Below are 19,383 nucleotides of genomic sequence, written 5' to 3'. Positions count from 1 at the left end.
TAGTCAAGGCTGTAGTACACTGTGCTACAGCCTCACTTATTTTAACAGGAGTCACAATGGCAGTTATCGGTCGGATCCACTCGGTGGAATCCTTTGGCACAGTAGATGGTCCCGGCATACGGTTTATCACCTTTATGCAGGGCTGTTTAATGCGCTGCCAATATTGCCACAACCGTGACACTTGGGATCTTGATGGTGGAAAAGAAGTTCTGGTCGATGAGTTAATGAGTCAAATCATCAGCTATCGGCCTTTTCTCGATGCCAGCAATGGTGGTGTTACGGCCAGTGGTGGTGAAGCCATTTTACAGGCCGAATTTGTCGCCGAATTATTCACGGCTTGTCAGCAAGAAGGTATTCATACCTGTTTAGATACCAATGGTTTTGTACGTAAGTACACGCCAGTGATTGATGAGTTGCTCGACCATACTGACTTGGTTCTGCTCGACATCAAGCACATGGACGATGAAAAACATATTGAGTTAACCAAAGTCAGCAACCATAGAACATTACAGTTTGCGCAGTATTTAGCAGAGCGTAATCAAGCGACGTGGATACGTTATGTCGTAGTGGGCGGGTTTACCGACGATGAAGCATCGGCATTACAACTGGCCGAGTTTATCAAGCCCATGAAAAACATTGAAAAGGTAGAGTTACTACCCTATCACGAATTAGGTAAACATAAGTGGGAAGCCATGGGCGAAAGCTATCAACTCGATGGGATATCTCCCCCGAGTCGAGAAACCATGGAAAAGATCAAAGCGGTATTTGTCCAACAAGGGATTAACGCGTTTTATTAATCCACAGTAATAGAAAAGCCAAAACGGATAACCGCGGCAACGGCCTAAAGTTCTTCCCAATAACTGGCATCTAAACGCTCAAAGGCTATTTTTAAAATCAGTGCCATATCGAGGTAACAGGCTTTAGCGCCTAACGTGTGGCAATTGATGCCCATGGATGACAACTTCGCACTCAACTGGTTAATCCAGTCGAACAGCGTTAACGGTAATGGATGGCGAGCTCGCCAGCCTAACCACAGCAGCCCCTGTAACGGTAAGCTGATGAAAAATAAACCGAGAGTGACAGCTTGGGGCAGAAATGCCCAACCGTGAATATACAGCTGGCTCATGCTCACAAAAATCGCCAGCACTGGCATCACCAGTATGGCGAGCTGAGTTGCTCGGACGACCCGATACTCAGGAAAATAAAAACCCAGTTGTCTAACCATAGGCCAAGTCTTCATATACTGATGACCATCACCTAAGGTTTTGAGGATCTTAATGCTCAATCTTAGACACCAACTACAATGGAATACTGCTCTTACCATAGCACAATCTGGCGAATCGCCCCAAGACTGATATGGTAAAAACACCGCAGTTCCTCATTATTTTGAATCGTTATATTAAACACAATGGCAAAGGGTTTACACATGTCAAATAAACTGGTTTTAGTTCTCAATTGCGGTAGCTCTTCTCTCAAATTTGCCGTCATTGACGCGCAAACAGGTGACGACCAAATTTCTGGCTTAGCCGAATGTTTTGGTTTAGAAGACTCTCGCATTAAATGGAAAATCAACGGCGAAAAACATGAAGCAGCCTTAGGTGCATTTACGGCTCACCGTGAAGCAGTTGAATACATTGTTAATAAAATTCTTGCGGAACAACCTGAATTAGCAGCAAAAATTCAAGCCGTTGGCCATCGTATCGTTCACGGTGGTGAGAAATTCACTCGCTCAGTGATCATCGATGAGAGCGTGATCAAAGGCATCGAAGACTGTGCTTCATTAGCCCCACTGCACAATCCTGCTCACCTTATCGGCATCCGCGCGGCAATGGCCTCTTTCCCTAAATTGCCACAGGTTGCTGTATTTGATACCGCTTTCCACCAAAGCATGCCAGACAGAGCTTATGTCTACGCCCTGCCTTACAAGTTATACCGTGAACACGGTATTCGTCGTTATGGCATGCATGGCACGAGTCATTTATTCGTTAGCCGTGAAGCGGCAAAAATGCTCAACAAGCCAATTGAAGAAACGAATGTTATCTGTGCTCACTTAGGCAACGGCGCGTCAGTCACCGCCATCAAAGGCGGCAAAAGTGTCGACACTTCTATGGGCTTAACCCCATTAGAAGGTTTGGTCATGGGCACACGTTGTGGCGACATTGACCCTTCAATCATCTACCACTTAGTTCATCAACTGGGTTACACCTTAGAAGAAGTGAATAACCTGATGAACAAGCAAAGTGGTCTGCTGGGTATTTCCGAGCTGACCAACGATTGCCGCGGCATCGAAGAAGGTTACGCAGACGGTCATAAAGGCGCGACCTTAGCCTTAGAAATCTTCTGCTACCGCTTAGCCAAGTACATCGCCTCATACACTGTGCCACTGGGCCGTTTAGATGCAGTCGTCTTCACCGGCGGTATTGGTGAAAACTCAGATTTAATCCGTGAAAAAGTGCTCAACATGCTGGAGATCTTCAATTTCCATGTCGATAGTGAGCGCAACAAAGCGGCGCGTTTCGGTAAGAAAGGTATCATCACCCAAGATAAAGGCACGATTGCCATGGTGATCCCAACGAACGAAGAATGGGTTATCGCCGAAGATTCCATTAAACTTATCAACAAATAAAAAGACCTAAGCCGTTTGCTCACCCAAACGGCTTTATACCTTACGTAGCCGTACTCACAAGCAAATTTGCAGAAACTATTCTGCCAAAAACCATCGAAACTAGAGGTTTTTATGTCTCGTAATATTATGTTAATCCCCATAGGTACCGGAGTCGGCCTGACTTCCTTAAGCCTTGGGATGGTGCGCGCACTGGAGCGCCACGGGGTTAAGGTTCAGTTCTTTAAGCCTATTTCTCAGCTTCGTCCAAACGATAATGGCCCAGAACGCTCGACCACTATTCTGAGCAAATCGCCAACAGTAAATCCCTTAGAGCCCTTCGACATGGCCCATGCCGAAGCCTTAATTCGCGCCGATCAAATCGACGTCTTAATGGAGCAAATCATCGCCCGTGCGGCCGATTGCGCTAGCAACACAGAGACCTTAATTGTCGAAGGTTTAGTGCCAACGCGTAATCATCCCTTCGCCGATGATGTGAACTATGCCATCGCTAAAGCCATGGATGCCGACGTAATTTTTATTGCCACACCAGGCAGTGATACGGCTACAGGGCTAATGAATCGCCTCGAAATCGCCTATAACTCTTGGGGCGGGAAAAAGAATAAACGCTTAATTGGTGCTGTAATTAACAAGATTGGTGCCCCCGTGGACGACGAAGGTCGCGCGCGCCCTGATCTATCTGAAGTCTTTGATCACCAAGGTGTTCAACGCTCAGATGCGGCCAGCATGTTCCAACTGCCGGGTAAAAGCCCACTGCGTATTTTAGGCAGCGTGCCCTACAATCTTGATCTTGTCGCTCCTCGTGCGTCGGATTTAGCGAAACATTTAAGTGCACGCATTCTAAATGCTGGTGAAATGCATACCCGCCGCCTGCGTAAAGTAACCTTTTGTGCCCGCAGTATCCCGAACATGGTCACTCATATCAAGACTGACTCCTTGCTTGTAACCTCAGGCGATCGCTCAGATGTGATCGTATCAGCCTGTCTTGCGGCCATGAACGGCGTGAAAATTGGTGCCCTGTTGTTGACCGGTAGCTACGAGCCAGAGCCAGAAATCCTTAAGCTGTGTGAACAGGCCTTTGAAACCGGTTTACCTGTGTTCTTAATAGACAGTAACACTTGGCAAACCTCGCTCAACATTCAACGTTTCGACCATGAAGTACCTGTCGATGACGCGGTTCGTATCGATCTGGTGCAGGATTATGTGGCCAGCCACATTGACCAAACGTGGATTGAAAGCGTGACTAAAAACTCACCCCGTGAGCATCGCCTGTCGCCACCCGCTTTCCGTTACAAACTCACGGAATTGGCGCGCGCCGCCCACAAGACTGTGGTGCTTCCAGAAGGTGATGAGCCGCGTACCATTAAAGCGGCGGCCATTTGTGCAGAACGCGGTATTGCTCGCTGTGTACTCTTAGGTAAAAAAGATGAAATCCTGCGTATCGCCGCCCAGCAAGATGTGGTGCTTGGCGAAGGCGTGATCATTATCGATCCTGAAGAGGTGCGCGACCGTTACGTAGAACCTATGTTGGAACTGCGTCGCAGCAAAGGCTTAACTGAAGTCGTTGCCCGTGAACAGTTAGAAGACAACATGGTGCTCGGCACTATGATGCTGGCGCAAAACGAAGTCGACGGTATCGTTTCTGGTGCGGTTAACACCACAGCCAATACCATTCGCCCACCACTGCAATTGATCAAAACGGCACCTGGCTCAAGCTTAGTTTCATCCATCTTCTTTATGCTGATGCCAGATCAAGTGCTTGTTTACGGTGACTGTGCGATTAACCCAGATCCCAATGCTGAGCAGTTAGCAGATATCGCCATCCAATCGGCGGAATCAGCAAAAGCCTTCGGTATCGAGCCAAGAGTGGCGATGATCAGCTACTCAACTGGCAACTCAGGTACAGGTTCTGATGTGGATAAAGTGCGTGAAGCAACCCGTATTGCCAAAGAAAAACGCCCAGATCTGATTATTGATGGTCCATTGCAATACGATGCGGCGGTTATGCCAAACGTTGCCCGCTCTAAGGCACCTAATAGCCCTGTCGCTGGTCAAGCTACCGTTTTCGTGTTCCCAGACCTTAATACAGGCAACACGACTTACAAGGCCGTACAGCGAAGCGCCGATCTGATCAGTATTGGTCCTATGCTGCAAGGTATGCGCAAACCTGTGAACGACTTGTCTCGCGGCGCGTTAGTCGATGACATCGTCTACACTATCGCACTAACGGCAATTCAAGCCGCACAAAACGACGCAGCTAAAAGCTAACAGCATTAAATCTGCATAGCGTTACGCACAAAAAAGCACTGGTTATTACCGGTGCTTTTTTATGCTCAAATTTAGCGTAAACCATACCGTTGATCGCAAGAATCGCTTAATGGATGAGTCGAAATTACAAAAGATGAAGAAAAAACGAGAAATATCGAATTATGCAGTGTGAATAAGCTCGGCAAATTGCGAAAAATATCCACAAGTAGAAGTGGAACATAATGGAAAGCAGAAAAGCGTCACTTTTTAACCAGCAAATAAAGCAAGACAATATCAATGACTTACAAAGTATCACTGAAGTCTTCAACATAGTTTTCCACAGTTTCTGTGGATAACCTTTTTATATGACTCCTAACTATATGCCACACACATGAGGTTTGAGTCAATGCTTTTCACAATAGACAGCGAATCACGACAAGACTTGTACATTACAGCTAAAATCGCGATACTCGGAACAAATTCCAATAACTAAAACTTATGCGAACTCTATTTTTTTTCTCCCTCCTGTTCCTCTTCGGTTGTGGCGATCCCTCAACGCAAGAGCAACGCCAGTTATCACCGGAAGAAGTGAGCTTAGGCTTTTTTAAAGCGATTTATGTTGATCGTAATGTTGAACAAGCCAAGCAATACGTCGACGATCCCATTAAACAAGTGCTCACCCATTACCACATTGCCGCAGCCGTACAGCGTAATATGCTCGGCCTATCTATGACCAATGTTGAAATGGAAATTGATGATATCGATATCGACTTCTTCCGCAAATTTACCAAAGACGTCATTGTTGTGGTCAAAATGAAAGGTCTTAAAGGTGGTCAACCATGGATTGATGACAGGACCATACGCCTACACAAAATTGGTAGCCAATGGATTATCGTCGAACTTCTGCCTGAAAAGCGCAAAGTTAACGGTTAACCCCCTTTCTTGCCTGCTTTCACCGCGCATACCTTGTCATACAATCATTCTGCTTACTTTCAGCCAAAAAAATAGCAACCTTAGGGTTGCTATTTTTTTGTGCTTGTTCTGTTATTTCCGACTCATAAGTACCGTCAGTTTAATCGCTATCGATTAAGCTTGGATCACTTCTTCTTCGCTTTCAGCAGGTAAAGACGTTAGTACATCGTCTTTCACTTGATAATAAGCATTTTCGTATTCATGAACTTCCATAACAACTCCTGCTTGATTGGGTAAGGTCGCAGAGGCTTGCCATTCTATGCTGACATTTTGCCTATGAGGAAAGGGATACATTCCGTGGGCTGGAGTATAACAAAGCAAAAGCCACAATTACAGAAAACTTTCAGTTTTGTATCGCCAAGCATAGCATTTAAGGCTGGTTATCATTTAAATAGCTCACAATCAGTGATTCGACATGAAAGACTTTCACTTTTCTACGAGGATATTGAGGCCATGCTGACGCCATTTCATCATTCGCTTTATACACAAAAGCGATTAACAGAAATCACTTACATAAAATGAATCTAGGGAATGCCATTAGATGTTCAGGGCAGGCTTTATGGTGAAATGTCCACCCTAAAACACTTAGACCAACATCAAGTCAGTAAAGTGATTAAAACCTATGGGCGATCGCAGCTATCTGAGCGATTAAGCTACTGAATAATAAGTGCTGAGTAATAAGCGACTGTGTAAAAAGCTAAACATTCAACCTAAGCCGACAAAAAGGCCAGTTAATACTGGCCTGTTAAGCTAAATCAGGCCTAGGCTTGAGTCGATAAGCGGTAGTGAAGCACCTTAAGTGACTTCTCTTCAGACACATCCATAAAGGCTAGCGGATTGGCTAAGCGCTCTATGTATTCGAGTGCAGGTGCTGCTTCCGCTACCTGTTGACGCAGGAAAGTGGTATCGAGTTCAGGTGCATTTAGACACAGTAATACTTCGCCATTCTCGGCAAGCAACTCAGGTAACCGCCTAATTAAACGCACATAATCCTTAGTCGCAACAAAACTGCCCTTCTGATTGCTCGGTGGATCGGCAACAACAATGTCGTAGGGACCGAGCTTTTTCAGTTTGCCCCAAGATTTAAAAATATCATGGCCTAAAAAACGGGCCCCCGCGCTAAAGCCATTCAGCAAATGGTTCTGCTTGCCTATGCCTAATGCGCCTTTGCTCATGTCCATATTCACGACTTCATCGGCGCCCCCTTGTAATGCCGCGACCGAGAAACCACAGGTATAAGCGAACAAATTAAGCACCTTTTTATAACGGGCGTTTGCTCTCACCCACTCACGGCCATTGGCCATATCGAGGAAGAGTCCGTGGTTTTGTCCGCGCATTAGGTGCACCTGAAACCGTGCGCCATTTTCGCTAACGATATGCGGCTCAGGCACTTCACCTTGCAATAATTGGGTAAACGTCTCCCCCGTACTACGGTATTGGTAGACTAAATTCAATTGACTATCTGGCCGAATAGCTTGCCAGCGCACTGCAATCGCCTGTTGGCAGAGGGTTAAATCCGTATCCTCCAAGGGAGTAAAGCTGGTCAGCAATAGCACTGGTGCAAACCAATCTAAACATAGGTGCTCACAACCCACGTAATGCCCACCGCGGCCGTGAAATAACCGCACCGCATCATCACCTAACTCAATTGTCGCTAGCGCTTGTATAAAACTTTGCATCTTCTATTACTTACTCTCAGTTGCACTTGTATTGGCTTCATCGCCATTGGGAATTGAATTTTCCGTGTTACTGGCCAAGAACTTATCTTCAATATCGTCTGATAATAAAATGGCTAACCAATTACCACTCTTACTCGATTCGAGGGCAATTTTAACCACCATAGTCAATGGCACTGACAGCAACATGCCCACAGAACCTAATAACCAGCCCCAGAAAATTAATGATAAAAACACCACTAAGGTCGATAACCCCAGACCGCGCCCCATAAATTTAGGCTCAATGATATTGCCCATCACCATGTTGGCACCCACGTACAAAAGTGCAGTCCCCCCCGCAGCCGCAGGGCCAAGCTGAATAAAGGCCAACAACACAGCTGGAATGGCGGCAATGATAGAACCAATATTGGGAATATAATTAAACAGGAAAGCAATCACCGCCCATAACATGGCGTAATCCACGCCAATGAAGGTCAACCCCACACCGACGATGATCCCAGTAGCCAAACTCACTAAGGTCTTGATCACCATGTACTGATTCACAGATTGTAAAAAGCGGTCAATCTGCTTTAAGCGCATATCGGGATCGTCCAATGCCAGATGCAATTTCTTTGGCAGCGACTGAGCTTCAAACAGCATAAAGACGATAGTGAGGATGATCAGAAATAAATTCGCCATCACATTGCCGACACCCGATAGCATATTCGTGGTCATAGACAAGGCCATACCTGGGTCAAAATAGGCTAATACCTGATCCTTCGAAATCTGAATATTTAATGCCTGTAATTTATGGATAATCCACGAAAACTGCTCCACCAGCTGATCGCGATATTGGGGCAATTGTTTAGAAAACTCATTGACAGAACTGCCGACGACTGAGGCTAACCATAGGCCCATCAACACAATAAAACCCATCAAGAGGATCACTGCCAGCCATTTAGGCACACGGAACTTTGTCATCAAACCGATTGCAGGATTACAAATCACCGCAAGAAAACTGGACAGCACAAACGGCACCACAATCGGGCTCGCCGCCTTAATCCCTGCCAAAATAATCACTACAAAGGCCATAACCGCAAAGCCACGATAAGCAGCAGAGGGCGCATTAGGTCGAGTCATTTATTAAAAATCCTTCTTGATCTTAGATAAAATTGTTAGGCTAACCCTTGAAACCACTTAACCTCAGCAACTTTAGCTTAAGATAGCCATTTGTCATTATGAAACCAGAAACCGCGATTATACGCATTAAAAACTTAAGACTTCGTACTTTTATTGGCATTAAAGAAGATGAAATCCAAAATCGCCAAGACGTGATCATTAATGTCGTGATCCATTATTGTGCCGAACGTGCCCGCAACAGTGACAATGTCGAGGATGCGCTCAATTACCGCACAATCACCAAAAAGATCATTGAACTGATTGAGAATAACCGTTTCTCATTACTCGAAAATCTCACCAGCCAAACGCTGGCCATCGCCAGTGAGCATCCTTGGGTTGAATTTGCCAGTGTCGAAATAGACAAACCCCATGCACTACGCTTTGCCGATTCAGTCTCGATGGAGTTATGTTATCAAAAATAATCTGGCTAAAAATACTCCGACTAAGTGATCGTTGCACACCGCATTTTGGTATATATCCGCAGAGCTTAACCAATTAAGAGAGGTTCCATGAATATACTGATCACCGGCGCAAGCGGCTTTATTGGCCGCCAATTAGTCGAACGACTGGCGCCATATCATCAACTGACGTTATTAACTCGCTCAGTGCAACAAACACAAAAAGTGCTCGGTAATCAGCACCATTACCTCGAGAGTCTCGATGCGCTAAGCGACTTAAATCACATTGATGCCATTGTAAATCTTGCGGGTGAACCCATAGTCGCTAAACGTTGGAGTAAAAACCAGAAGCAACGCATTTGTGATAGTCGCTGGGATATTACGGCAAGATTAACTCAGCTAATACAGCAGAGTAGCACTCCTCCTCAGATCATGGTGAGTGGTTCGGCAGTCGGTTATTACGGGCGACACGATGATAAATTACTCGATGAGTCTAGTGGCGCCCATGTTGAGTTTAGCCATGACATCTGTCGAAAATGGGAGCAAGAAGCGCTAAATGCAACCTCAGAGCACACACGCGTCTGCATTATCCGTATTGGTATCGTGCTAGGTAAAGGTGGTGCCTTAGAGAAAATGTTACCGCCATTTAAACTCGGACTCGGTGGCCCAATTGGCCATGGACGCCAAGGTATGAGCTGGATCCATGTGCAGGATCTCATTTCCCTTATTGATTTTTTACTCACTCAACAACACTGTAAAGGCATATTTAATGCCACAGCACCCAATCCAGTGAGTAACGCTGTGTTTACCAAAGTGCTCGGAAAAGCACTTAATCGCCCAGCGTTAATCACGACCCCACCGCTTGCATTACGCTTAGCGATGGGCGAAATGTCGGAGCTGCTGACAGAAGGGCAATTTGTTTACCCCAAACGTGCCCTCGAAGCGGGTTTTCAGTTTCAATTCAGTGATCTCGATAACGCCTTAACAAACGTGTTAGCCAAATAGGCCTGTACGCTAGAGCCTAAACTCAGCTTAAATATACTGATAAAATCAGTGGCTGATGCAGGCGGAACTTAGTACTCAAATCCGCTCAACAACCAGGTATATTGTAGCGTCAATTTTGCCATTATTTTAGCAACACTAGAAAAACAAGAGTGTAACATCATGATTTATATTATGATTTAGCGACAATCCGTCCATTTTCTGCTAAACTCGCCTCCATTCGGTCATAGGAGGCACGCATTAACCGCCTCAGCCTTGACCACAGATAGAGTCAGCAACACCTCATAAATAGACAGTTATTTATGCTCAGGAACAGGCTATTTAATCTGCTGTTCTTGGTCTGTAGACCATAAAACGATACACACTCGCGCCTACTCGTCCTTTAAATTTTTATCGGATTGACACTGATCTGTCCTCGACATCAAGCGCTTAACATCCAGCATTAGCAGGTACTTAATAACAAGATGGGTTACTTCTCATTGGACATTGTGCCCAATGAAACGCCCGCACTAAGACAGTTTGTAAGGAATTTTCATGCACACGACCTATATGATTGGCGAGCTAGAATCATTTTTAATTGCCATTTTCGTGCTGTTTATCGGCCACTCTATCAATCGCCATGTACGTGTCTTCAGGCAATATAATATCCCCGAACCCATAGTGGGTGGCCTAGTTGTCGCCGCGGGAGTCACATTTCTTCACTTTCAAAATATCAGTCTCGATTTCAGCCTATCACTGCAAAATACCTTAATGCTGATGTTTTTTAGCACCATTGGCCTCTCGGCAAACTACAAGCTATTGCTCAGCGGTGGTAAAAAAGTCTTCATCTTTTTAGGTGTGGCCTCAGTGTATATTGTGATTCAAAATGCCGTCGGCGTCAGTTTAGCCAGCCTATTGGGGCTCGATCCCATCATGGGACTTATCGCAGGATCAATTACTCTGTCGGGCGGCCATGGTACCGGCGTAGCTTGGTCACAAACCTTTGCTGAGCGCTACGGTATCAACACCTTAGAGTTTGCTATGGCCGCGGCAACTTTTGGTTTGATCATGGGTGGGATCATCGGTGGCCCCGTCGCGCAGCGATTAATCGGTAAACATAATCTCGTTTCTCGCTATGGAGTTGGCCGCAAGCATCACAGTGAACATCCGCATTTAGTCACTTATGATCACTTAGAAGAAGACCAAGTCACCGCCAAAACCATATTAGAAACTCTGTTTGTACTGTTGTTGTGTGTTGCAGGATCAAAATGGCTCACGCTGTGGATCAGCCAATCGGGTATTGCATGGCTAAAGATGCCCGACTTTGTATATGCTCTTTTTCTTGGCGTGCTGATCGCTAATCTCACAGAACTCACCCGCGGTTACAAACCCCATACCGAAAGCATCGATGTGATAGGGACTGTCGCGCTGTCACTCTTCCTCTCAATGGCCTTAATGACTTTAAAGTTATGGGAAATTTTTGATTTAGCGATCCCGCTACTGGTGATTTTACTGGTACAAACCGCAGTGTTGGCCATTTTTGCCTATTTCGTGACGTTCAAAGTCATGGGCAGTAATTACGATGCTGCGGTGATCACCGGTGGACACTGCGGCTTTGGTATGGGTGCAACCCCAACAGCAGTAATGAATATGGGCGCGCTCGTCTCGCGCACAGGGCCATCACCCCAAGCCTTTATGGTAGTACCTATAGTCGGAGCCTTCTTTATCGACATAGTTAACTTAATTGTCTTACAGGGCTATCTGAGCTTTATGAAGTAGTTGTTTATAACTCAATCACTTAAAAAATAGGGCGCCGACTTTGGCGCCCTATTTCATGGTTCAAAATAGTTAAGACTAGAATTCACGCATTAAGCGTTCAGGCCGAGGCAGGTAATAATCATCATAATCAAGGGAGAAAACGACTGAACTTGAACGGCCAACAATCTCATCACGGGGCACGAAGCCAATAACCCGAGAGTCAGCGCTGTTATCACGATTATCACCCAGGGCTAAATAATGCGCCTCTGGCACTGTGACAGGTCCAAAATTGGCAAGCCTTGAGGGTACAGGGTTAAGGCGAATACTGTGGACCATACCGAGTAAATTTTCCTGCATTTCTGTCACATCAGCGGGAGCATAAGCACTCAATGCTTGGGATGTGTAGCTGAGCAGTTCGCCGTTTAAATACAAGCGATTATCCTGCATCATCACAGTATCGCCTGGCACAGCTATTACCCGCTTAATCAGCTTTTTATCGGCCTTTTTCGAGTCAAATACCACAATATCGCCACGAGCAGGATCTGCCAGTTTAACTAATGCGATATGCGTAAATGGCACCCTAAGATCATAAGCCATCTTATTAACAAGAATGCGATCCCCCTCGACGATAGTCGGCAGCATAGAACCCGATGGCACAGTATTCCAATCTGCCACAGCGCTCCTGAACACTAACATTAAGCTGATAAACAGAAAAAAGGAGCGATTATCCTTAAGCAGTTTTGTTATTCCTTTGAACATAATATTCCCTCTATGGCATATATAAGCTAGTCGCTGTTCTCAGTTAGATAGACCCATTGCGTTGCACTAAGTTCTGTTGCTACCTGCTTAAGCACAGATCAATTTGTAAGCCGATGTAAAAAGGCATGTTCATGCTCAAATTCATGTTCGAGTCATGCTCAACCTCAGCAGAATCAGCCAGACAATAAAAAAGCACTGAGCTTAGGCAGCATCAGTGCTTTTAATTGTTAACTCAGCCTATGTACGTCATAAACTCAAGCGTTAACCCATGCAAGCAACCACTAGCTGCCCGCCTTTAATAGCTCAGAGCAAGATTGGCTGAGCAATTCTCGGCAACACCACACCCCAAGTAAGGCGACAATTAAGGCTCCAGAAACTGGGGCAATACCCCACCAAGGCCAGTGCATGTATACATTAAGTTCAAATACTTGCGTCTTAAGTAGATATAACGCAAATTCGGCCACAATTACGGCTAACACACCCGCAATACCGCCAAGTAAGGCGAACTCTAAACCCGTTGCACTGCGCAATAACCATCCTGAAGCACCAAAGGTACGCAACACAGCGAGTTCACATTGCCGAGTTGCCATGCCAGCCTCAGTCTGTGCAATCAAGACTAAGGCACTGGCTAATAACACTAAGGCCAGCACTAAAGACAACGACAGCGACACTTGCTCAATTATCTGCCGCAACTGCCCCACCATAGCGCCAACATCTATGATAGATATCGTCGGAAATTGCTGAATAAGCGCAAGGATCACTGCACCCTTAGGCGTACCATCAGCATTAATAGTCTTATCGTTAGTCGCCTGATCATTCAGATAAAAACTCGCCATCGAGGTATACGCAAAAGGCGCGAGCGCTTCTTGGGTGAAAATCATAAAGAAGTTCGGTTGCAGCGTTTCCCAGTGTACGGCACGAATACTGGCAACTTTAACTGTGAGCTCTTGATTATCAATCACGTAAGTCAGCTTATCGCCAAGACCAATACCTAAACGCTCCGCCACGCCAGACTCCACCGACACTTCATCAGCGGCTTGATTAAAATGCCCCTCTAACAGTTCGTTGTTAGCAGGCAGTGTATTGCGCCACGTTAGGTTTAACTCGCGCGAAATGCCCACTCTTCCCTTTTCACCCGCTTCTGACTGTTCATTCGAAATCAGCGCTTCACCGTTAATTTGAGTTAATCGGCCACGGATCACCGGATAAATGTCTGTCGCCACTATCCCCTTAGCCGTCATGAAATCATTCAAGGGCTTTGCATCATCAGGCGCAATATTGACAAGGAAATAATTAGGCGCATTTTCGGGCAACTGTTTTTGCCATTCGTTAAGTAAATCTTGTCTTAACGCCAAAATCGTCAATAACAGTACCAGTGCAGCGCTAAAGCCGACCAATTGCACCGCATTTTGCCGCGCACGACGCCTTAGCCCCGCCAGCGCTAATTGCAAAGGATTGGTAGTCTTCATACCAACACTGTGTCCTGCTCGTATCATCACAAATCCAAGCAGACTTAATAGCGCAGCCAGCAATAGCACAGCCGCGACCACAGTCAGAGTCAAAGTCCAACTTTGGGAATACAAATAGCCCAATAGCGCCATAGCCCCTAGACTCAGTAGCAAATGCAGCCACATACCAAGCTGTAAGCCTTCTAACTGGCGCTGCAACACCCGCAGTGGCGGAATAGCCAGTAAACGCATCAATGGATAAGCCGAAAACATAAAGGCGCTGATGAGCCCTGTGCTGATGCCGAGTAATAATGGTCGTGTGAGTGGCGGTGAATAGGCCGCAATTTCGGGTGGCAATAGATAACTGATCCCAAAATCGAGTAACCCCCCCCCAATAAGACCTAGACCAATTCCCAGTAGCGTTACCAACAATAAATGAGTACCAAACAACAGGCGAATTTGCTTTGCCGAGGCGCCAAAGGTTTTCAGCATGGCCACCACATCGTAATGACGCTGACAATAACGCTGGGCGGCAATACCTATCGCCGCGCAGGCCAATGCAATGCCCATCAAACTTGCCAGCAGTAAGAAGCGCTCCGCTCGCTTAACGGCTCCCGCAATAGGTGAGTCACCGGATTGCACATCGACCCAACGCTGGGTGCTATTCAAAAGCGGTTTAACACTTTGTTCAAAGGCCGTAAGCGAGGCTTCATCTCCAGCAAATTGATACAGATAAGTCACGCGGCTGCCTGGTTGAATAACACCTGTTTTGGCGACATCCTCCATCCGCATCAATACCACAGGCGATGAAGCAAAAGGATTAAAACCTGCGTCGGGTAAGCGGCTGATCTCATTGCTGAGCACAAATTCGCTGTTACCTAGTTCGATGGATTTGGGATAACCCAAAAGTCCGCCTAAGCGAGTCTCAAACCAGATTTCGCCCGCTTGAGGTAACGCCTTTGTTTTACCGCTGGTGAGTTCAATATCCCCCTTAAGCGGGTAACCCGACTCTACGGCGCGTACTGTGACTAACTGAAACTTATCTCCCGAATAGACCATGGAATTAAATTGCATATTAGTCACATGCTTAAGCCCAAGCGCTTCGGCTTTGGATAAAATCGCCGCATCAATTTTAACTGGCGAATCGATAATACGGTCGGCAGCAATAAACTGTGAAGCTTGACCACTAATTGCCACTTGCAGACGTTCACTCACCCGCGCCAAGCCACTCACAGACAAAACCGCGAGCGTAATAGCGAGGATAATCAATAACAATTGCCCTTGCTGTAACTCGCGTTTAAACAGACGCCATGCCAGACTTAACTCCATTATTAAGCCTCCTTAACATCGGCTAGCGGTTCTGTTTGAGTAATATCTTCCTGTAAATGGCCGTTATCCATCACTAGTTGACGCTCACACCGTTTGGCCAGCAGCAGATCATGGGTAACGAGGACTAAGGTTGTATGGCTTTCTTGATTAAGCTCAAACAACATATCGGCAATCTTATGGCCGTTGACGCTGTCTAAATTGCCTGTTGGTTCATCGGCAAACAAAACTGTAGGCTCACAGATAAAAGCGCGGGCAATCGCCACCCTTTGCTGTTCACCACCCGAAAGCTGTTTGGGTAAATGAGTCAAGCGATGGGATAAACCAACCCGCACCAACATGGCCTGCGCTTTTTCCTTGGCATTGCTCACGCCTGCAAGCTCGGCGGGTAACATGACGTTCTCGAGTGCAGTTAAGGTATCCACTAACATAAAGGATTGAAAAATAAAGCTGACCTTCTGTTTACGCAGTGCCGCTTTTTGCTCTTCATTCAGTGGTGATAATGCCACACCATCGAGCCAAATCTCCCCCGACGTAGGCGTATCAAGCGCCGCAAGCAATCCCAATAAGGTGGATTTGCCCGAACCTGATGGGCCGAGAATAGCCACACTCTCACCTTGCTTGACATCTAAGTTAATGCCCTTGAGGATAGTGAGCGTTCCTTCCTGAGTAATCACTGATTTTTCGAGGTTAACAACATTAATGGCACTGTTTTTTAAGATGACGTTAGACATAGGATCCTTCTTATATAAATCGTTCTGGTATCAATCGCTAAGATTAAAATCAATGGCGAAGACCCTAGGGGCATTCATCCTACTGAGTGTACTCATGGTCACGCCCGCTCACGCGGCAAAGATACTGATCCTCGGCGATAGCTTAGGCGCTAGCTACGGCATGGCAGAACAGTCAGGCTGGGTAGCACTACTGCAAAAAAATCTGCCCGAACATCAGTTTACCAATGGCTCAGTGAGCGGCGAAACCACAGCGGGCGGCCTACGCCGATTACCCGCCTTGCTCGATTCTGTTGCTCCCGATCTTGTGGTCATTGAGCTAGGAGGTAATGATGGTTTACGTGGATTCCCCCCAACGCAACTCGAAAATAATCTAATCCAAATCATTACCCTAGCCAAAGATAGCGGCGCAAAAGTGCTGCTGACCGAGATCATGGTACCGCCTAACTATGGCCCTCGCTATACCCAAAAGTTCACCCAAGTGTATCAAGACATATCTAAAACCCAGGATATAGTGTTGATCCCCTTCTTTATGCAGGATATCGCTCCCCATCCAGAATTAATGCAAAGGGATGGCATTCATCCCAACGAAAAGGCGCAAGCTCAGATTGCGGCTTGGATGCAACCATGGATAGAAAATGCGTTAACCCAATAAAATAGCTGCTATTTTAAGCTAACGAACCGCTTACTTAGCTAAACTCATACTCAACGGATAAAAACGTGTTCTAACGCAAGATTAACCCTATAGATAAACAGTAAAATTCGTGTTAGCAAATGGTTAACTCAAACAAGGAGTCAATATGTCCCTTAGCCATCAGCAAAAAGTGTACATACCCAAGGAAGCCCGTACAAATCAATACATCACAGCCGAAATCAAGGTGACGGATGAGCTACTCAATCAATATCCCGATTATCAAAGCTGTTATCAAACGTTAAGCCGTTTGATATTTAATTTGGCAGAACAACACGATCTCCGTAATGTTCACGTGATCACTAACGATAAACTGCCAGTAGTGCGTTACCATACCGAAGCATATTGCTTCCAAACCACTGAACAAATTCTATTTTTTTATAACCCAGCCTACCACGAAGCCCAAAACTTATTCTCGCAAGAAAACTATCGCGCCCGCAAACTGCGCATTGTGTTTCTTGCCACAGGTGACGATATTCGCAGTAATTCCGCCAGTTTCCATATCAAGGTGCGTGAGTTGCTCACTGAATTAATGCCCTTAATGCCAATAAGCGATCTTAAGGTTAAGGTCCGCGACCATCAGCATTTATCCTATGATCTGTTCGCAAAAGCTAAGGGCTATAAAGAAACCTATGGTTATAAACTGCGCGCCATCGGCCCAAGATATAAAGCCAGAAAATGTGAGTTACCAGAAAACGTTAGCTCTCTCACCTATGTGACTGTGAGCTTGCCACTGAGCCGCAAACTCAAACAGGGTTTATTACCTGACTCAGCCACTGACTTTACGCCTTTATATCAGCATCTTGAAGACTGCTTCCTCAAAGCGGCAGCGAATAGACAACTGACACGCCTTGCTATGATAGCGAACGGCTTAACACCGCTTGTGCGTAACAGTAAGTTTGAAAAGCTCGACAGCAAAGCCGAAGTACAAATGATAGGGTTCGATCCTAATGCGACTGAGCAACAAGTTATCCGTCGCTGGGATGCCGATAACTTAGTCGAAGCCGCGCACTTTACCATAGTGGCAGGTACTAAGGACTGTGATGATTCAGGTTTCGGTCGCTTTATGAACAATGTTGAAACAGCTCTGAAGGCCTTCGCAGCCGACATAGGTGTCGATCCGGAGCGTGAAGATCTCATCGTACGCTTCCATCAACATATCAGCTATCAAATCTAACCCACTTCGGTATTAGCCGCGAAAGCTCAGCAAATGAAAACGCCTGCAAATGCAGGCGTTTTTACTTTTATTCACCAATAGACAGAATTACATAGGACGATTTTTTTCTATGAGGCGATTGAAAATAGCGTTCACAGACAAAGAGGCACCGTGGGCAATTTTATCAGCGAGTTTCTTTCTCACCTGATAACGTATCTTGTACACAGTACGCTCTGTGGCGAGTGACATTATCACATCATCGCTGGTCGAAATCGCATCAACTAAACCTAATTCGATAGCTTGCTGACCGTACCAATGCTCGCCAGTGGCGACTTTCACTAAATCCAACTCAGGGCGATACTTACCAACAAACGCCTTAAATAAGACGTGGGTTTCTTCGAGTTCTTCTTGAAACTTCTGTCTTCCCTCATCGGAGTTTTCACCAAATACTGTCAAGGTGCGCTTAAAATTACCGGCCGTGTGTTGCTCATAATCAATTTCATGCTTTTTCAGCAGGCGGTTAAAGTTAGGCAGTTGAGCAACAACACCAATAGAACCGACAATGGCAAAAGGTGCAGCATAAATTTTATTCGCTACACAAGCCATCATATAGCCACCACTGGCGGCGACTTTATCAACACAGACAGTCAATGGAATATCTGATTGACGTAAGCGATCTAACTGGCTGGAGGCTAAACCATAACCATGCACCATACCACCGCCACTCTCTACATTGACAACCACTTCATCGCCTTTTTCTGCGATAGCGATAATTGCACTGATTTCTTCACGCAGTGATGCAACCTCAGCGGCATCGATACTGCCCTTAAAATCAATCACGAACACTTTGCCCGTGCAGGCTTCATCTGCGGCCTTGTCTTTTGCCTTTTCGTCAGCTTTTAATTGCTTTTCATAGGCTTTGAATTGTTTCTTTGACAGAAGTTCTTCTTTTAAGCCATGCTTAAGTTCTTCTAACTCTTCAGACAAGTTAGTGATCCTCAGCTCGCCCTTATCTGACTTGTGTTTTACAGTAGAAGCCAACACCACAATAATAACGGCAACGATTGCGACCACTATTGTGACGGCTTTCGCCAAAAACATTCCATACTCGTATAAAAATTCCAAAGTGTTCTCCGTTAGGGCGTTACATCATTCAGTCAATTGCGCGCTATTCTAACAGCCTAAAGGCCCATAAAAAAACCCAGCAAAGGCTGTAATGCCGTTCACTTAAGAGTGAACGGCATTTTTCTTTGGTCTAACCGGGAACTTGTTTTTGCTCATTTTAAGAACTCGTGGATATGCCCTTTCCCGTTTACCATCCAGCTTAAATTGCCGTGCATTTCGTTCTATATCCAATACGTCTCTCGGGACATTCCCCGGTGTTTGTGATGACAGTTGTGTCAACTTGAAGATGATATAACTCGCCGCATCTCGAAAACTCAGTTGATTGGGGTGGACC

Annotated in this window: 16 protein-coding genes and 1 pseudogene; 9 read left to right on the top strand and 8 right to left on the bottom strand. The window is 45.8% G+C overall.

Annotated elements, in window-relative coordinates; translation table 11 throughout:
• The first annotated feature begins 56 nt into the window (after positions 1-56).
• Positions 57-797, top strand: a complete 741-nt coding sequence (gene pflA / locus L5L77_RS18420; RefSeq protein ID WP_263184830.1) for a pyruvate formate lyase 1-activating protein — start codon at positions 57-59, stop codon at positions 795-797.
• 44 nt (positions 798-841) lie between these two features.
• On the opposite strand, the gene yfbV is transcribed toward pflA, so the two are convergent.
• Complete coding sequence (yfbV, locus tag L5L77_RS18415; protein ID WP_081729091.1) at positions 842-1,285, bottom strand: terminus macrodomain insulation protein YfbV; 444 nt, start codon at positions 1,283-1,285, stop codon at positions 842-844.
• A 141-nt stretch (positions 1,286-1,426) separates the two neighbouring features.
• Between yfbV and ackA the strand changes: the two genes are divergently transcribed.
• The 3 genes from ackA (at position 1,427) to L5L77_RS18400 (ending at position 5,803) form a co-directional block, all read left to right on the top strand.
• Positions 1,427-2,626, top strand: coding sequence for an acetate kinase (ackA, locus tag L5L77_RS18410; RefSeq protein ID WP_107948097.1), 1,200 nt, complete (start codon positions 1,427-1,429; stop codon positions 2,624-2,626).
• A 111-nt stretch (positions 2,627-2,737) separates the two neighbouring features.
• Complete coding sequence (gene pta / locus L5L77_RS18405; protein ID WP_263184831.1) at positions 2,738-4,891, top strand: phosphate acetyltransferase; 2,154 nt, start codon at positions 2,738-2,740, stop codon at positions 4,889-4,891.
• A 477-nt stretch (positions 4,892-5,368) separates the two neighbouring features.
• Positions 5,369-5,803 carry a hypothetical protein gene (locus L5L77_RS18400; protein WP_105252133.1) on the top strand — a complete coding sequence of 145 codons (435 nt, stop codon included), beginning with the start codon at positions 5,369-5,371 and terminating at the stop codon, positions 5,801-5,803.
• 800 nt (positions 5,804-6,603) lie between these two features.
• Here the strand turns inward: L5L77_RS18400 and L5L77_RS18395 are convergent.
• Both L5L77_RS18395 and L5L77_RS18390 read right to left on the bottom strand, forming a co-directional pair.
• The gene (locus tag L5L77_RS18395) at positions 6,604-7,521 is read right to left on the bottom strand and encodes a class I SAM-dependent methyltransferase (protein WP_263184832.1); all 918 of its coding nucleotides are present in this window, start codon (positions 7,519-7,521) and stop codon (positions 6,604-6,606) included.
• 6 nt (positions 7,522-7,527) lie between these two features.
• Positions 7,528-8,637: an AI-2E family transporter gene (locus tag L5L77_RS18390; RefSeq protein ID WP_028760979.1), complete on the bottom strand. Its 1,110-nt coding sequence runs from the start codon at positions 8,635-8,637 to the stop codon at positions 7,528-7,530.
• A gap of 98 nt (positions 8,638-8,735) precedes the next feature.
• On the opposite strand from L5L77_RS18390, the gene folX reads away from it, so the two are divergent.
• The 3 genes from folX to gltS all read left to right on the top strand — a co-directional run bounded on the left by folX (position 8,736) and on the right by gltS (position 11,834).
• Positions 8,736-9,098, top strand: coding sequence for a dihydroneopterin triphosphate 2'-epimerase (folX, locus tag L5L77_RS18385; protein ID WP_006082167.1), 363 nt, complete (start codon positions 8,736-8,738; stop codon positions 9,096-9,098).
• A gap of 87 nt (positions 9,099-9,185) precedes the next feature.
• A complete protein-coding gene (locus tag L5L77_RS18380) occupies positions 9,186-10,079 on the top strand; it encodes a TIGR01777 family oxidoreductase (RefSeq protein ID WP_263184833.1) in 894 nt (297 codons plus the stop codon).
• A gap of 531 nt (positions 10,080-10,610) precedes the next feature.
• Positions 10,611-11,834 (top strand): sodium/glutamate symporter, encoded by a 1,224-nt coding sequence (gene gltS / locus L5L77_RS18375; protein ID WP_113940752.1) that lies wholly within the window; start codon positions 10,611-10,613, stop codon positions 11,832-11,834.
• Positions 11,835-11,909: 75 nt separating this feature from the next.
• Here the strand turns inward: gltS and lepB are convergent, their stop codons facing one another.
• The 3 genes from lepB to L5L77_RS18360 form a co-directional block, all read right to left on the bottom strand.
• Positions 11,910-12,572, bottom strand: a complete 663-nt coding sequence (lepB, locus tag L5L77_RS18370; protein ID WP_263192232.1) for a signal peptidase I — start codon at positions 12,570-12,572, stop codon at positions 11,910-11,912.
• A gap of 281 nt (positions 12,573-12,853) precedes the next feature.
• Positions 12,854-15,349 (bottom strand): ABC transporter permease, encoded by a 2,496-nt coding sequence (locus L5L77_RS18365; RefSeq protein WP_263192231.1) that lies wholly within the window; start codon positions 15,347-15,349, stop codon positions 12,854-12,856.
• 2 nt (positions 15,350-15,351) lie between these two features.
• Positions 15,352-16,080: an ABC transporter ATP-binding protein gene (locus L5L77_RS18360; RefSeq protein ID WP_212600695.1), complete on the bottom strand. Its 729-nt coding sequence runs from the start codon at positions 16,078-16,080 to the stop codon at positions 15,352-15,354.
• Between the two features lie 52 nt (positions 16,081-16,132).
• Between L5L77_RS18360 and L5L77_RS18355 the strand changes: the two genes are divergently transcribed.
• The gene (locus L5L77_RS18355; RefSeq protein ID WP_263163352.1) at positions 16,133-16,732 is read left to right on the top strand and encodes an arylesterase; all 600 of its coding nucleotides are present in this window, start codon (positions 16,133-16,135) and stop codon (positions 16,730-16,732) included.
• Positions 16,733-16,877: 145 nt separating this feature from the next.
• Positions 16,878-17,945 (top strand): DUF3083 family protein, encoded by a 1,068-nt coding sequence (locus L5L77_RS18350; protein WP_028760986.1) that lies wholly within the window; start codon positions 16,878-16,880, stop codon positions 17,943-17,945.
• Between the two features lie 87 nt (positions 17,946-18,032).
• Here the strand turns inward: L5L77_RS18350 and sohB are convergent, their stop codons facing one another.
• Both sohB and L5L77_RS18340 read right to left on the bottom strand, forming a co-directional pair.
• Entirely contained in the window at positions 18,033-19,049 is a 1,017-nt protein-coding gene (sohB, locus tag L5L77_RS18345) for a protease SohB (protein ID WP_198572807.1), read from the bottom strand.
• A 102-nt stretch (positions 19,050-19,151) separates the two neighbouring features.
• Positions 19,152-19,383, bottom strand: a pseudogene (locus tag L5L77_RS18340) (IS4 family transposase); the annotation flags it as partial.

It is taken from the genome of Shewanella sp. SM29, from assembly GCF_025654245.1.
Taxonomy (GTDB): Bacteria; Pseudomonadota; Gammaproteobacteria; order Enterobacterales; family Shewanellaceae; genus Shewanella; species Shewanella oncorhynchi.
The sequence above is the reverse complement of the archived record's forward strand: the minus strand, read 5'-3'. Positions and strand labels throughout refer to the sequence as shown.

Excerpts from the sequence above, each read along its gene's own strand:
- pflA (WP_263184830.1), top strand. The coding sequence starts at position 57 with ATGGCAGTTATCGGTCGGATCCACTCGGTGGAATCCTTTGGCACAGTA.
- ackA (WP_107948097.1), top strand. The coding sequence starts at position 1,427 with ATGTCAAATAAACTGGTTTTAGTTCTCAATTGCGGTAGCTCTTCTCTC.
- pta (WP_263184831.1), top strand. The coding sequence starts at position 2,738 with ATGTCTCGTAATATTATGTTAATCCCCATAGGTACCGGAGTCGGCCTG.
- L5L77_RS18400 (WP_105252133.1), top strand. The coding sequence starts at position 5,369 with ATGCGAACTCTATTTTTTTTCTCCCTCCTGTTCCTCTTCGGTTGTGGC.
- L5L77_RS18395 (WP_263184832.1), bottom strand. The coding sequence starts at position 7,521 with ATGCAAAGTTTTATACAAGCGCTAGCGACAATTGAGTTAGGTGATGAT.
- L5L77_RS18390 (WP_028760979.1), bottom strand. The coding sequence starts at position 8,637 with ATGACTCGACCTAATGCGCCCTCTGCTGCTTATCGTGGCTTTGCGGTT.
- folX (WP_006082167.1), top strand. The coding sequence starts at position 8,736 with ATGAAACCAGAAACCGCGATTATACGCATTAAAAACTTAAGACTTCGT.
- L5L77_RS18380 (WP_263184833.1), top strand. The coding sequence starts at position 9,186 with ATGAATATACTGATCACCGGCGCAAGCGGCTTTATTGGCCGCCAATTA.
- gltS (WP_113940752.1), top strand. The coding sequence starts at position 10,611 with ATGCACACGACCTATATGATTGGCGAGCTAGAATCATTTTTAATTGCC.
- lepB (WP_263192232.1), bottom strand. The coding sequence starts at position 12,572 with ATGTTCAAAGGAATAACAAAACTGCTTAAGGATAATCGCTCCTTTTTT.
- L5L77_RS18365 (WP_263192231.1), bottom strand. The coding sequence starts at position 15,349 with ATGGAGTTAAGTCTGGCATGGCGTCTGTTTAAACGCGAGTTACAGCAA.
- L5L77_RS18360 (WP_212600695.1), bottom strand. The coding sequence starts at position 16,080 with ATGTCTAACGTCATCTTAAAAAACAGTGCCATTAATGTTGTTAACCTC.
- L5L77_RS18355 (WP_263163352.1), top strand. The coding sequence starts at position 16,133 with ATGGCGAAGACCCTAGGGGCATTCATCCTACTGAGTGTACTCATGGTC.
- L5L77_RS18350 (WP_028760986.1), top strand. The coding sequence starts at position 16,878 with ATGTCCCTTAGCCATCAGCAAAAAGTGTACATACCCAAGGAAGCCCGT.